This window comes from Scytonema sp. HK-05 (assembly GCF_963872035.1).
In the GTDB taxonomy this organism is placed as follows: domain Bacteria; phylum Cyanobacteriota; class Cyanobacteriia; order Cyanobacteriales; family Nostocaceae; genus Kalymmatonema.
Window position 1 is genome coordinate 15,424 of record NZ_CAWMYC010000106.1, and the last position, 12,570, is coordinate 27,993.

General features: G+C 43.7%; 13 protein-coding genes. 7 read left to right on the plus strand and 6 right to left on the minus strand.

Translation table 11 applies throughout. From position 1 onward, the window contains the following. Window positions 1-81 precede the first annotated feature (81 nt). Genes AACT52_RS19750 through cbiM form a run of 4 tightly spaced genes read right to left on the minus strand, consistent with a single transcriptional unit; the run spans window position 82 to window position 2,815 of the window. The gene (locus AACT52_RS19750) at window positions 82-876 is read right to left on the minus strand and encodes an energy-coupling factor ABC transporter ATP-binding protein (protein WP_073632985.1); all 795 of its coding nucleotides are present in this window, start codon (window positions 874-876) and stop codon (window positions 82-84) included. Window positions 877-888: 12 nt separating this feature from the next. Then, a complete protein-coding gene (gene cbiQ, locus AACT52_RS19755) occupies window positions 889-1,665 on the minus strand; it encodes a cobalt ECF transporter T component CbiQ (RefSeq protein ID WP_073632986.1) in 777 nt (258 codons plus the stop codon). A gap of 35 nt (window positions 1,666-1,700) precedes the next feature. After that, window positions 1,701-2,066, minus strand: a complete 366-nt coding sequence (locus AACT52_RS19760) for a PDGLE domain-containing protein (protein WP_073633036.1) — start codon at window positions 2,064-2,066, stop codon at window positions 1,701-1,703. Window positions 2,067-2,077: 11 nt separating this feature from the next. Next, window positions 2,078-2,815 carry a cobalt transporter CbiM gene (cbiM, locus tag AACT52_RS19765; RefSeq protein WP_073632987.1) on the minus strand — a complete coding sequence of 246 codons (738 nt, stop codon included), beginning with the start codon at window positions 2,813-2,815 and terminating at the stop codon, window positions 2,078-2,080. Window positions 2,816-2,968: 153 nt separating this feature from the next. On the opposite strand from cbiM, the gene AACT52_RS19770 reads away from it, so the two are divergent. The 4 genes from AACT52_RS19770 (at window position 2,969) to AACT52_RS19785 (ending at window position 6,955) form a co-directional block, all read left to right on the plus strand. Next, window positions 2,969-3,889 carry an SMP-30/gluconolactonase/LRE family protein gene (locus tag AACT52_RS19770; protein WP_233154009.1) on the plus strand — a complete coding sequence of 307 codons (921 nt, stop codon included), beginning with the start codon at window positions 2,969-2,971 and terminating at the stop codon, window positions 3,887-3,889. Between the two features lie 160 nt (window positions 3,890-4,049). Next, window positions 4,050-4,526, plus strand: coding sequence for a hypothetical protein (locus tag AACT52_RS19775; protein ID WP_073633037.1), 477 nt, complete (start codon window positions 4,050-4,052; stop codon window positions 4,524-4,526). Between the two features lie 310 nt (window positions 4,527-4,836). Further along, window positions 4,837-5,508, plus strand: a complete 672-nt coding sequence (locus AACT52_RS19780) for a DUF1361 domain-containing protein (RefSeq protein WP_073632989.1) — start codon at window positions 4,837-4,839, stop codon at window positions 5,506-5,508. Window positions 5,509-5,776: 268 nt separating this feature from the next. Further along, entirely contained in the window at window positions 5,777-6,955 is a 1,179-nt protein-coding gene (locus AACT52_RS19785) for a baeRF7 domain-containing protein (protein ID WP_073632990.1), read from the plus strand. Between the two features lie 143 nt (window positions 6,956-7,098). Here the strand turns inward: AACT52_RS19785 and AACT52_RS19790 are convergent, their stop codons facing one another. Further along, window positions 7,099-7,578, minus strand: coding sequence for a DUF4383 domain-containing protein (locus AACT52_RS19790; protein ID WP_073632991.1), 480 nt, complete (start codon window positions 7,576-7,578; stop codon window positions 7,099-7,101). A 759-nt stretch (window positions 7,579-8,337) separates the two neighbouring features. Between AACT52_RS19790 and AACT52_RS19795 the strand changes: the two genes are divergently transcribed. The 3 genes from AACT52_RS19795 to AACT52_RS19805 all read left to right on the plus strand — a co-directional run bounded on the left by AACT52_RS19795 (window position 8,338) and on the right by AACT52_RS19805 (window position 11,613). Further along, a complete protein-coding gene (locus tag AACT52_RS19795; RefSeq protein ID WP_073632992.1) occupies window positions 8,338-8,541 on the plus strand; it encodes a ChaB family protein in 204 nt (67 codons plus the stop codon). Between the two features lie 85 nt (window positions 8,542-8,626). Further along, entirely contained in the window at window positions 8,627-9,970 is a 1,344-nt protein-coding gene (gene gorA, locus AACT52_RS19800) for a glutathione-disulfide reductase (RefSeq protein WP_073632993.1), read from the plus strand. Window positions 9,971-10,242: 272 nt separating this feature from the next. Next, window positions 10,243-11,613, plus strand: coding sequence for an erythromycin esterase family protein (locus tag AACT52_RS19805; protein WP_073632994.1), 1,371 nt, complete (start codon window positions 10,243-10,245; stop codon window positions 11,611-11,613). Between the two features lie 133 nt (window positions 11,614-11,746). On the opposite strand, the gene AACT52_RS19810 is transcribed toward AACT52_RS19805, so the two are convergent. Then, window positions 11,747-12,547: an SDR family NAD(P)-dependent oxidoreductase gene (locus AACT52_RS19810; RefSeq protein WP_073632995.1), complete on the minus strand. Its 801-nt coding sequence runs from the start codon at window positions 12,545-12,547 to the stop codon at window positions 11,747-11,749. Window positions 12,548-12,570 lie beyond the last annotated feature (23 nt).

Sequence of the window (12,570 nt, forward strand, 5' to 3'; positions counted from 1 at the left end):
TATCTGTGTCCATCTGTGTCCATCTGTGGTTCATTATTTCTTTCTATACCTTACTGCGGGTTGCAAACCGTAGATATTGGATTACGCTTGCATAAGGACACTGACTTGATTGACAGGTGCATGTTCAATGAGACAGTAAGGGCGACTGTAGCTCAAAGGAGGTTCTAAAGCGTGAGCCTGCAAAAATTCTGAATCATTCATCACCCGTTCAGTCTCACCATCAAACACAATTTGTCCTCTGCTTAACACAATGGTGCGAGAACAAAGTTCTAAAGCTAAGTCTAAATCATGAGTGGCAATCAGTTGAGTGAGAGGCAAAGTTTGCAACAAATCAATTAACTGGCGACGCGATCGCGGATCTAACTGGGCAGAAGGTTCATCTAATATTAAAACCTGCGGGTTCATAGCTAAAACGCCTGCGATCGCAATGCGTTTCTTTTCACCACCAGACAAATTATCAGTATTGCGTTGCCCATACCATTCTGGATCAATATCAACTGCTGCTAGTGCTTGAAGAACTTGCTCTTTGAGTTCCTTGTCTCGTAATCCCAAATTCATCGGACCAAAAGCAACATCTTCCCATACAGTAGGCATAAATAGCTGATTATCTGGGTTTTGAAACACCAGCCCAACAAAATTCCGAATTTCTCGCAAATTTTCCGGCGTTACAGACCACTCACCAATAATTACCTCTCCTTCCTGTGGCAGAATAATTCCATTGAGGTGAAACTGCAACGTAGATTTTCCCGAACCATTCGCCCCAATTAATGCAACCCTTTCCCCAGCTTCGATAGATAAATTAATTCCCACGAGAGCCTGAGTACCATCAGGGTAGGTATAAGTCAGATTCTTGATTTTTATTGGATTATGATGCATCGAAGAGGATTACTACTTAATTAAATAAACTGCTTGTCCAAGAAGTGCCAAAATTACAGTCAAACTCAGAGCTATAACATCGCGCCGTCCGCCCTGTGGTACTTTTTCTATCGGTGGGACTCCTTGATAACCCCGTGACAGCATCGCTTGATGAACGCGATTACCTCGCTCATAAGTGCGGATAAACAACGCTCCGATCATGTTACCAACAACCAGGCGGATAGTACGGTTGCTGTTCATCAAATTGCGAGATGCTGCTGCTCGCCGCATGGTGTTAAACTCGTTAATCAACACACCAATATAACGATACATTGATGCTAGAATTGCCACCAACAAGGGCGGGGTTCGCAGTTGAATCAAGGCATTGAGTAGCGCCGATACTGAAGTTGTTAAAGTGAGCAAATTCAACATCAGCAGCGACAGCAGCGTCTTGAGTGTGACACTACCCAAGACAGTTAGCCCCACTGTGGTAATCTGCAACGGACCCCAAGCCCAAAGAACCGTGCCACCACCCCGAAACAAAGTACCCAAAAGCACAACACCAACAAAACCGAACTCAAGTGCTAAGCGTTTCAGTAACACGCTGAGGGTGACTTTACTGAGCAATAAAACGCTTGCCACAGCCAAGCCATAAATTGCCCAAGTCCACCAATGTCCATTGGGCGTTAGAACAATGGCAAACACGAGCAGCAATGTACACAGTATCCGGGTACGGGGGGCAAGTTTGTGCCAAGGAGTGACCTGTTTACTATCGACATCAAAAGCTAGCGCCCCAATATGCAGCAGCATCTAGTTAAATTTTTATTAAGTTTCCTGGTTTATTCTCAATCATCAGTGTACTCGGATTCATCTAACTCAGGGTGAGATGAATCACGTCCACGCACAACCAATTTGCCAATACCCCAAGCCAAGCCAAAAACTGCTAACGTTCCGACTAACCCAGCTATGGGTGTGGCGACGGCTTCCGGTACACCTCTGAGGGCGTATTCCTCAAACACAGCGTAGAAGGGTAGCTTTTTAGCTGGTGCATCTTCAGCGGCTTTATTTTCAAATTTCAGATCCTGCGAGACTCGATCCAAGCCATCAGGATTTTTGCTGGCAAAAGGAGACAGGAAAACTGCAATGAGCAGGGCAACACCCAAGCCAGCTATGACAAAAGCACGATTGCGCGATCGCGAATTATTACTCATATGCATTATCCCTATTGATGCCGAGAGAGAGGACGAGAGACAACAGCCTTGCGCGGCGGATCGTAGAACATATCCGGTCGAGTCCGCCAAATAAACGTCAGTGCTATTACGGTGATCACTGCCTCACCAATACCGATAATGACGTGCCAAGTTGCCATTGCTGCCAACGCCACTGTTAAGGGAACTGTTCCCGATATAGCCAGTTCTATGGCACACAAAAGTGAGCCAACGATGACACTTGTCCAGGCAGCAACGGCTGCGCCAGTTACCATTCCTGACAATTTATTGCGACCAATGGCAAACCGGATTGCTTTGTATAAGTAATAACCAGCAAATGTGCCAATCAATCCCATATTAAAGATGTTGGCTCCTAAGACCGTCAGCCCGCCATCTTGAAACAAAACAGCTTGGACGATAAACACCGCCACCATCACCAGAGAGCCAGCCCACGGACCTAATAAAGCTCCCGCTAGCGTTCCACCCAAAAGGTGTCCGGAAGTGCCGCCGGGAATGGGGAAATTAATCATTTGAGCCGCAAAGATAAAAGCGGCACACACTCCCATCAGGGGTACGGCTTTTTCCTGGTATTCTGCTTGCGATCGCGAGAGCGCGAGTGCAATTAAAGCGATCGCAATTACCCAGGTGACAAAAATAACAGGTAAGTTAAGAAAGCCATCTGGGATGTGCATGGCTAACTGGGGCTGAATCACCCTGTGTAACCAGCTTGAGTATGGAATAAAAGGAAACACGATTTTATCCCTAATCTAAAGAATTTTTTAGCTAAATTATGCAATCCAAGGAAATATATAATTAAACTTGGAATTTCTCAATAATTCAATGCGATGGGGGGGCATTTTTAAATTAATAGTAAATTAATAGCCCTGTGCAGTTTCTTACTGACCGTGTTGAGCACGCAGCAGAGCGGCGGAAATAGCTTTGGCGGCTTACAAGTCATCATGAGCAGCAACGCCAAGGTCGAAAAGGTGTCCGGCGGCTTTAACTTCACAGAAGGACCGCTCTGGAACCCGCCCGGCTTCCTAGTGTTTAGTGATATCGGTGCTGATACTATCTACAAATGGACTCCTAACGGTAAGATTTCGATATTTCGTCGTCCTGCGGGACATGCCAACGGCAATACATTGGATCGGCAGGGACGGTTAATTACTGCTGAGCATGACCGCCGCCTCGTACGTACCACTAAAGACGGTACCAAGATAACCTTAGCAGAGCGTTATCTTGGAAAGCGGCTCAACAGTCCCAACGACGTTGTTGTCAAGTCAGATGGCAGCATTTACTTCACTGATCCCCCCTACGGCATTAGCAAGCAACAAGAAGAACTGGGCTTTTATGGCGTTTATCGACTGGCACCAGATAGAACTTTGATGTTGCTTACTAAAGACTTAGTGCGCCCCAATGGGCTAGCCTTTTCGACGGATGAGAACAAACTGTATGTGAGTGATTCTGAAACAGGACACATCCGTGTCTTCCAAGTCAACTTAGATGGCACGCTCACTAACGGACAGGTCTTTGCACAATTGAAAGAACCTAGCAACTCTGGCGTACCCGATGGTATGAAGGTAGATGTGCAAGGCAATGTCTACTGTAGCGGTCCTCAAGGAGTGTGGATTTTCTCCCCAGCAGGTCAACTACTGGGCAAGATTATCGTGCCTGAGGTGGTAACAAATCTAGCTTGGGGCGACTCGGACTACAAAACGCTTTACATAACAGCAACCACAAGTCTCTACCGCATCCGCCTCAAGGTTGCAGGCGTGCAACCCGGTACACCTGCGCTGTCCCGGAGTACTACTGAACTTAGTCGTTGAAAGGTTTTAGCTTCAAGTTGTCAGTGGCTCCACTACTAGAGCCATGTCGTAATTCTCGGCTACCCTTAGCAATTCTAAAGAATTCAATTATCGAAACACCAACAAAAACTACTGAATCATTAGTTACTATTGTTTGGGTTTTATTGATGGTTGGGTGTTAATGTCTATTTTACGTAAATATACCGTTATTGTTCCTCTTAGCTTGAGCATCGTCCTTTTGGTTACTGCTTGTAGTGACAGCAAAGCCTCTCAATGTCAGCGACTGATTGATGTCGTAAACAAAGGAAGTGAACTGATTGATAACAATAAAGGGCAGCAGGTGACAACAAGCTTGCAACTATCCAAGGATTTGGAAGCTGTGACCAAACAAATCAAGGAGCTGAAGTTAAAAGATCCCAAGCTTCAAGAATTTCAGAGCCGTTTTGTGCAGGTATTTGAGACTTTCAGTCAATTGATCGCCAAGGCAGGTAAGGCTCTTGGTTCAGCTAAGAACGCACAAGACTCATCAGAGGGTAGGATAAAAATTCAAAAGGCTAGAGGAGAAATCGATACGGCTCTCACAGCAGCGGCAAATGCTGCCAAGCAGTCTGATGACCTGGCATCTCAGGTTAATAAGTACTGTAGCCAATCAAAATGACATCAATGGGATTGCAGTAGCGCTCAGGCGCTACTGTAGATTAACTCATTACAATCATTTCTGGAACTTAATGAGGGCAAGATGAAATCTATAATCACAGCCAGCACAAGAGCACTATTCCAGGTGAGAAACGTCTCTATGGTAAACCTGCTCTGATTGACACATTGGCTATACTAGTGAGTTAGCGTGTTTGATTGACCATTTGGCTAGTAGCCATTTTTACCACTCAATGGAGTTTTGACTGTCAATCAGCTAGCTTATAACTATACAGGGAAACCATAATCATTTACACATTGTCAAGGAAGCAGCTATGAAAGCAGAACTCATTGAATTGATCACCAGAGTCGTGCAAGTCTTGCAAATCAATATGCGTTGGATGACTTGGAACTTATTTCTAGCTTTTATACCTTTGGCTTTAAGTGTTTGGTTGTTTCGCAGGAGGCGCGGACAGTCTTGGGTTTGGTGGTTGGGATTTGTAGTTTTCTATGCTTTTTTACCAAATGCGCCTTACCTGCTGACTGATATCATTCACCTGATAGATGATATTCGTACAATTCAGTCTGTCTGGATAATAACCCTTCTACTCATCCCGTTGTATGTGCTAGTTATTTTCGCTGGATTTGAAGCTTACGTTATATCTTTAATTAATTTAGGTTATTACTTACATCGTATTGGTAAGAGCCAATGGATTTTGTGGGTTGAGTTAATTACCCATGCTCTCTGCGCTGTTGGTGTTTATTGGGGACGTTTCTTACGTTTTAACAGCTGGGATTTTGTGACTCAACCAGATGCTGTGCTGACTAAAGGAATAGAGGACATTCTTGGCAAACAGCCTCTGGTGATTATTGCTATTACTTTTGGCATACTTGTCGGTCTGCATTGGATTATGAAACGAGTGACTTTAGGTTTTGTTAACCAAGGAGAAAACAACATAAGAAGGAACTCAAAACGTATTAACCCAAACACGCCTAATGTTGAATGACCAGTCTTCGGTGGAAATAAGCTACAAGAGTGTAAGGTTGTTAACGAATAGTCAATTCAAACTCATTTTTTGAATTTTTTCAGCCCTACACTCTATATGAACAAAAATCATGCCTAGATTTCCTGCCATAAGAAAGATGAAACTTAACCTTGCTTGACGTGAAATAAATCCAGATCAAATAGTCAAAGGAGAAATTTCTCATAGAACCGTTGAATATATCAGCGGTTTTGTTTGGAATTTCTACTCACGTTAATACGAGGGATATGGCATGACATTAATTTCTAGAGAGGAAATAAAAACACTACTAGAACAGCCAAGACAAAATTCTGTTTCAATTTATATGCCGACGCACCCAGCCGGACCAGAAGTTCGACAAGACCCAATTCGCTTCAAGAATTTAATAAAAGAGGCTGAGGCTCGCTTAATTGATGCAGGTGTTGAGCAGAACGATGCAGTTGAATTGCTCGCAAAAGCCCATCAACTGGATACTTCGGATTTTTGGGAACAAATGGGAGAGCAAGGAATAGCAGTCTTTATTTCTAAAGATATTTTTCGCTACTATACCCTGCCTCACCAATTTGACGAGTTGGTGGTGGTGACAGACCGATTTCACATTAAGCCACTATTGCCGATTTTAAATGGCGATGGGCGTTTCTACCTGTTGGCTTTAAGTCAAAAGGATGTGCGGTTTTTTGAGGGAAGCCGCTACAGCATCCAAGAGGTAGAGGTGGAAAATATGCCTAAAAGTCTGGATGAAGCTCTCAATTATGATGAGACTGCCCAAGACGGTCAGTTCCGAATTGCTACATCCAAAGGCGGAACCGCCAATTCTTTCTCAGGGGCACAGCCGGGTGCGTTTCACGGTCAGGGTAGTCCCGACAGGGATAAGCATCAGGAAGCCATCCTGCAATTCTTTCACGCTGTTAATGGCGCATTGCAAGAGAAATTGCGAAACCAAACAGCGCCTTTGATGCTGGCTGGGGTAGAGTACTTGTTGCCTCTTTACAGAGATGCAAATACTTACCAGCATTTAATCGAAGAAGGTATCAGTGGGAATCAAGAGATTCTCAGCGCACAAGAACTGCACGAACGAGCTTGGCCGATTGTTGAACCGTACTACCATAAATCGCAACAACAGGTTGTAGAGCGATTTAACGAATTGTTTGGTGGTAATACTGGCAAAGCATCCAACGAACTCAAGGAAATTGTGCCGGCAGCTTATTACCAAAGAATTGATTCCTTGTTGGTTGCAGTTGGTCAGCAGCAATGGGGATTGTTTGACCCTACCTCAGAAACCGTTTATTTGCACCAAGAAGAAGAAGCGGGCGATGAAGATTTGTTGGATCTTGTTGCTGCTCATACCTTGTTAAACGGTGGTACGGTCTACGCCGTTGCCCCAGAAGAAGTGCCATTTAGCACACCTATTGCGGCAATTTTCCGATATTAATCTTGTTGCTGGTGTATAAGCTTCAACAAGCTATATAGGAATTCAGTTTAGTAGCCCAACACTATCCTAGTAGCCCGGAAAGGGATTTCCGGGCTGTCTAAAGGCCAAATGAAACAGCCCTAAAGTTAAGGATGAAGAGGGTATTAAGAACTTTGCGATACACTAGCACCCTTGACCTTAGCTGGTATAATAATGCCATAATAAGCAACAGCTATTGCCGTTAGGGCGTTGAACCAAACATTGTTACCAAATATTGGCATTAAATTGAACATCGTGTTAGCCACGGGCACCACTCCCAGGATGGCGATCGCAATATACGCAACTGCAAAAAAACGATTGAATAGGCGGGCACTGTTCAAATCGCTATAGGAGGCAATTCCGAACACTCCAACAGCGCAATGTACAAGGTTATGCAAGAAATTGGTGGGAAATAACCCAAAGACATAGCCAAATCCCTTAGCATAGGCGCTAGGAGATGCATCGAACGGCACGTAAGACGCATCTGTTCCAGGCAATGTAACCAAAGCTGGTATAAATCCAGCCAAACCTAAAATCAGAAAGAGCATTCCGACAATCAGGGCGCAGTAACGCTCTGTCATGTTCCCCGCATTTATGTTTTCCATATTGTTACTCCAAATTTCATGTAAATCTTCACTTAATTACGAGTTGCCCGCTGGAATATCGTTTCTACCAATTTGCGAAACAGATAGAAATAAATCTTATTCAGTCGGTTCACTACGAAACGTAACACTTCCCATTCAACTCACATTTCATCTAGTTAAATCTGTCAAAAGAAAGGATTAAATTTTGCAAAACAGTGTGTTGTCCTATACTGTTATCTTGAACGTTTTCAAACAGCTAAGTTTTCAGCGTTAGACCATGAAAAAACACTTGCCTCGGTTAGCAAGGAGAAAACTGTTAGACTTTGAAATCTTGAAAAAATAGGTCAGTACACGAACGGTTTAGATACTCTTTTGAAGAGAGGTTGCCACTGGGTGTGAGACTATCTTAAAAATAAGCTTGTCATCAGTGAAAACGGCAAACATTTATATAGCTTCCCTTAAGAAAAACCAATAGACAAACTTAGTACAACATATTAATTTCACCTTTCGGTAAAGGTTTATCTATCTTGAGTCAGATTTATATTTAAAACCATTTCGCAATCATCAAATATATTACTTGAAAGTTAAGCTAATTTGTTTATAGCGTTAGAAAAAGATGGGCGCGTAGCACCTGATGTTCTTGGTGCGCGTTGAAAAATCATAATCATCTGACACTTTACCTTAGTGTTTTTCGTGTCTTTGCGGTTAAACATATTTTGAGGCACGTAGACACGAAGAAAACGAAGCAATGCCTAGTATGGTGGTAAAGGAGTTAAATATATGCCTTATAAAGAAATTGATGATTTACCGGAATCGATAAGAAAACATCTTCCTAAACACGCCCAAGAAATTTTTCAAGCAGCCTTTAATAATGCAAAAGGAGAGTACGGCGAAGAAGAACGTGCCTTCCGTGTTGCATGGAGTGCGGTCAAGCGTGATTACCAAAAAGGTGAAGATGGAAATTGGCACAAAAAGCCAGAATAGATATCATCTCCCTTTGGGAAATTACAAATTAAGAATTAAAAATTCTAGCTCTTTTTGAATTTTGAATTGGAGCAATGCGACGGTGATGAGCTTTGATTACGACCTTTTTATTATTGGTGCTGGTTCTGGTGGTCTTGCTGCTGCTAAACGCGCTGCTTCTTATGGTGCTCGTGTAGGAATTGCAGAAGCAGTCGCTGTCGGTGGTGCATGTATTAACTATGGCTGTATTCCTGAGAAATTAATGGCTTATGCTGCTAACTTCTCGAGTCTTTTTCCTGTTGCAGTATCTTATGGATGGAGTGAGTGTAATAGCAGCTTTGACTGGTCGAGATTCAAGGTAGCTAAAGACCAGAAAGTGGAACAACTCCATGAGGTACATACTAAATACCTTACAGAATTAGGAATAGAGATTATTTGGGGTCATGGCACCTTCCGAGATGCTCACACTTTAGATATTGATGGGCAGAAAATAACGGCAGATAAAATTTTGATTGCGGTGGGAGCAAAACCTGTCAAACCAGATATACCAGGGGTAGAGTATGCCATCTCAATAAAAGAACTGCTTAGCTTCAAAAAATTACCCAGGCAGATAGGAATTATTGGAGGAGATTACGTCGCTATAAAAACTGCTGGGAGTTTAAGTGGGCTTGGGGTTAAAGTAACTGTAATTACTGAATCAGACATGATTTTGGCAAATTGTGATGAAGATATTGCCCTAAGCGTTCAAGGGAGCATGACTAAGCATGGTGTAAAAATTTTCACGAATACTAAAGTCGAAAAATTTGAACAATTAGCAGATGGTCTAAATCTGACATTGATGGCTGATCATAATGTCAATTTGACAGTAGATACTGGTTTATGCCTAAAATATATGGCACCGAATTTAAGTAACTTAACTTTGGAAAATGCAGGCGTTGAGGTGACTCAAAACGGTGCCATTTTGGTGGATAAGTATAGTAGCACTACACAACCGAATATTTTTGCCATTGGCGATTGTACCAATAGAATGAAATTGACACCTGTTGCCATTGCTGAAGCTCGTGCTTTTGTTGATACTGAATTTGGAAAAAATCCCCACATTTTGAACTATCAATTAATCCCAATTTCAGTTTCTTCCATACCTGAAGCTGCTACAGTTGGTTTGACAGAGGCTCAAGCACGGGAAAAATTTGGTGAATCAGTGCAATGTTACCGTCAGGAGTTCAAACCACTTTTTTACGGTCTGACTAACAAAGATGAAAAAACTCTCTTGAAGTTAGTGGTTGACAGTAAATCAGAGCGAGTCATAGGCGCTCATATGGTAGGTCAATATGCATCTGAAATTATTCAAAGTATTGCCCTTGCCATGAAATTGGGAGCAACTAAAAAGGATTTAGATACAAGTATCGGCATTCATCCATCAATTGCAGAAGAAATTTTTTCTCTATAGATGATTGTGCTTGGAGTTACACAAAACTTAAAACGGTTTTCACTCTTTCGAGATGCTAACAATTTTAGTAACACCACTAGAGTAAGAGGAGAAATGACTTCTATGTATCTAAAATGAGTCTATAAGATAAGCAGTTTTGAAACACTGTATATATTACCTTCTATTACACTAAAATCCCCACCCTTTTTATGGTCTTAGACTCTTGATGAAGAGATTTGTAAGCTGCTCCAAGGGGCTGTGAATAAGGGTAAGTAGTTATTAGGTTTAGAATCATGTCAAATGCAAGCATAACGAAACTAAGTGATGCAGTGCGTCAAACAGCGCATCCACTTACGGGTGCAGTCGAAGATTATGACCCACTGATGGAACTCATTGGCGATGCTCGTTTTGTACTTATTGGTGAAGCTTCTCACGGCACCCATGAGTTTTACGAACAACGAGCAGAGATTACCAAACGCCTGATTCAAGAGAAAGGCTTTACAGCTGTAGCAGTAGAAGCAGATTGGCCCGATGCCTACCGTATCAATCGCTATGTGCGCGGAGTCAATGATGACCCTACGCCTGCTGAAGCATTGGGCGGCTTCCAAGGCTTCCCCGCTTGGATGTGGCGTAACACCGATGTGGTGAATTTTATCGGCTGGCTACGCCAATATAATGATGCCTTACCACAGAATGCAACGAAGGTTGGCTTTTATGGGCTTGACCTTTACAGTATGCATGCCTCAATAGAAGAGGTTGTGGGTTATTTGGACAAGGTTGACCCAGAAGCCGCAGAACGGGCACGCCACCGCTATTCGTGCTTAGGACACTTTGGCGAAGACTCCCAGGCTTATGGGTATGCTGCCAGTTTTGGTCTGAGCGAGTCTTGCGAGAAAGAAGCTGTCAATCAATTGATGGAGTTGCAACGTAAGACTGCGGAGTATGCAGGGCGCGATGGGCGGGTTGCAGAAGACGAGTTTTTCTATGCTGAACAGAACGCCCGACTGGTGAAGGATGCCGAGGAATACTACCGCTCGATGTTTCAGGGGCGGGTATCGTCATGGAATGTCCGCGTTCGCGTAGCGTGCGCTTTGCGCATTCGCCACATGGCAGAAACCTTAGATCATCTCGTTGCCCATTTAGATACACAGGGCAACCGTACAAAGGTTGTAGTTTGGGAGCATAACTCTCACTTGGGTGATGCGCGAGCAACCGACATGGGAGATGCGGGTGAACTGAACGTGGGGCAGCTTGTGCGCGAAAAATATGGTCGTGATGCTGTACTTGTAGGCTTTAGCACCTACACGGGCACGGTCACGGCTGCTTCTCGTTGGGGTGGTGTGACACAACTCAAACAAGTTCGTCCGGCATTGTTAGGTAGTTATGAAGCTTTGTTTCACGATACAGGTTTGCCTCGGTTTTTACTGGATTTGCGACAAGATAATCAAGCAGTCACAGGACTGCAAGAACCTCGATTAGAGCGGGCAATTGGTGTGATTTACCTGCCCAAAACCGAGCGTATTAGCCACTACTTCTATGCACGACTCCCCGAACAGTTTGATGCAGTGATTCACATTGATGACACAAGAGGCGTAGAACCTCTTGATCGCAGCCCCGATTCCCAGATGACAGAACCGCCGGAGACATTTCCCTCTGGTGTCTAATATCAAGTCCGCTTAATTACTTATATATTCAGTCTGGAGCAATCCTGGTTGAACAAGTTTCGACCTTGAGCCTAGAATTCCCTGGCTTTACATCAAAACGAGCTAACGCCGTGTTTTGATAGCTAGGGGAGTGTCAAGGCAGGTTCAAGAACTTGCGCGCACTCAGTCGGAACAGCCTATCTGGTAGAATAGCTCTCAAAGCAGGCACCCATGCCTGATTGCCAACACGATACCGCAATCGCGGCGACTGGCTTTGTACCACCCTAAGAATCATCCGTGCAACTTTTTCGGGATTATCACCTCGTGCAATTGCCTGACTGATTGATGAGGGCAGCACATCACGTACAGTGTCGTAATCGGCATAAGTGCAGGTTCCTTGCGACATGGCGTGATTAAAGTTGGTCTTGAAATAACCAGGCTCAATTAAAGACACTTTGATATTGAAAGGGTCTAATTCCACACTGAGTGCTTCACTATAACCTTCGAGTGCAAACTTACTTGCTGAGTAAAAACCTTGACCGACTGCCCCTACCAATCCCCCCAGCGAACTCATATTGATAATATGCCCGCTACGCTGCTGTCTCATCGTTGGTAAAACGGCATTGGTGAGGCGGACAACACCCCAGAAGTTTGTTTCAAAAATATCCTTGGCTTGTTCTAAGCTTGTTTCCTCAATCACGCTAGCGTGTATTTGTCCGGCATTATTGATCAGCAAATCAATGCGGTTAGTTTGTGCAAGCAACTGTTTTATACACGATTGTACTGAGTCGTCAGATTTTACATCCAGCGTCAGCATTTCTACACCCTGCGAGGCGGAATGTTGCTTGCGACTGGTGCCGAAGACACAGTAACCCTCTTGAGCAAGTAGATGAGCGGTTAACTGTCCAAACCCGGATGATGCTCCTGTAACCAGCGCGACCTTTTTGTTAATCATAGGTTCTCACTTTAGATACTCCT

Excerpts from the sequence above, each read along its gene's own strand:
- AACT52_RS19750 (WP_073632985.1), bottom strand. The coding sequence starts at position 876 with ATGCATCATAATCCAATAAAAATCAAGAATCTGACTTATACCTACCCT.
- cbiQ (WP_073632986.1), bottom strand. The coding sequence starts at position 1,665 with ATGCTGCTGCATATTGGGGCGCTAGCTTTTGATGTCGATAGTAAACAG.
- AACT52_RS19760 (WP_073633036.1), bottom strand. The coding sequence starts at position 2,066 with ATGAGTAATAATTCGCGATCGCGCAATCGTGCTTTTGTCATAGCTGGC.
- AACT52_RS19775 (WP_073633037.1), top strand. The coding sequence starts at position 4,050 with ATGTCTATTTTACGTAAATATACCGTTATTGTTCCTCTTAGCTTGAGC.
- AACT52_RS19780 (WP_073632989.1), top strand. The coding sequence starts at position 4,837 with ATGAAAGCAGAACTCATTGAATTGATCACCAGAGTCGTGCAAGTCTTG.
- AACT52_RS19785 (WP_073632990.1), top strand. The coding sequence starts at position 5,777 with ATGACATTAATTTCTAGAGAGGAAATAAAAACACTACTAGAACAGCCA.
- AACT52_RS19790 (WP_073632991.1), bottom strand. The coding sequence starts at position 7,578 with ATGGAAAACATAAATGCGGGGAACATGACAGAGCGTTACTGCGCCCTG.
- AACT52_RS19795 (WP_073632992.1), top strand. The coding sequence starts at position 8,338 with ATGCCTTATAAAGAAATTGATGATTTACCGGAATCGATAAGAAAACAT.
- gorA (WP_073632993.1), top strand. The coding sequence starts at position 8,627 with ATGAGCTTTGATTACGACCTTTTTATTATTGGTGCTGGTTCTGGTGGT.
- AACT52_RS19805 (WP_073632994.1), top strand. The coding sequence starts at position 10,243 with ATGTCAAATGCAAGCATAACGAAACTAAGTGATGCAGTGCGTCAAACA.
- AACT52_RS19810 (WP_073632995.1), bottom strand. The coding sequence starts at position 12,547 with ATGATTAACAAAAAGGTCGCGCTGGTTACAGGAGCATCATCCGGGTTT.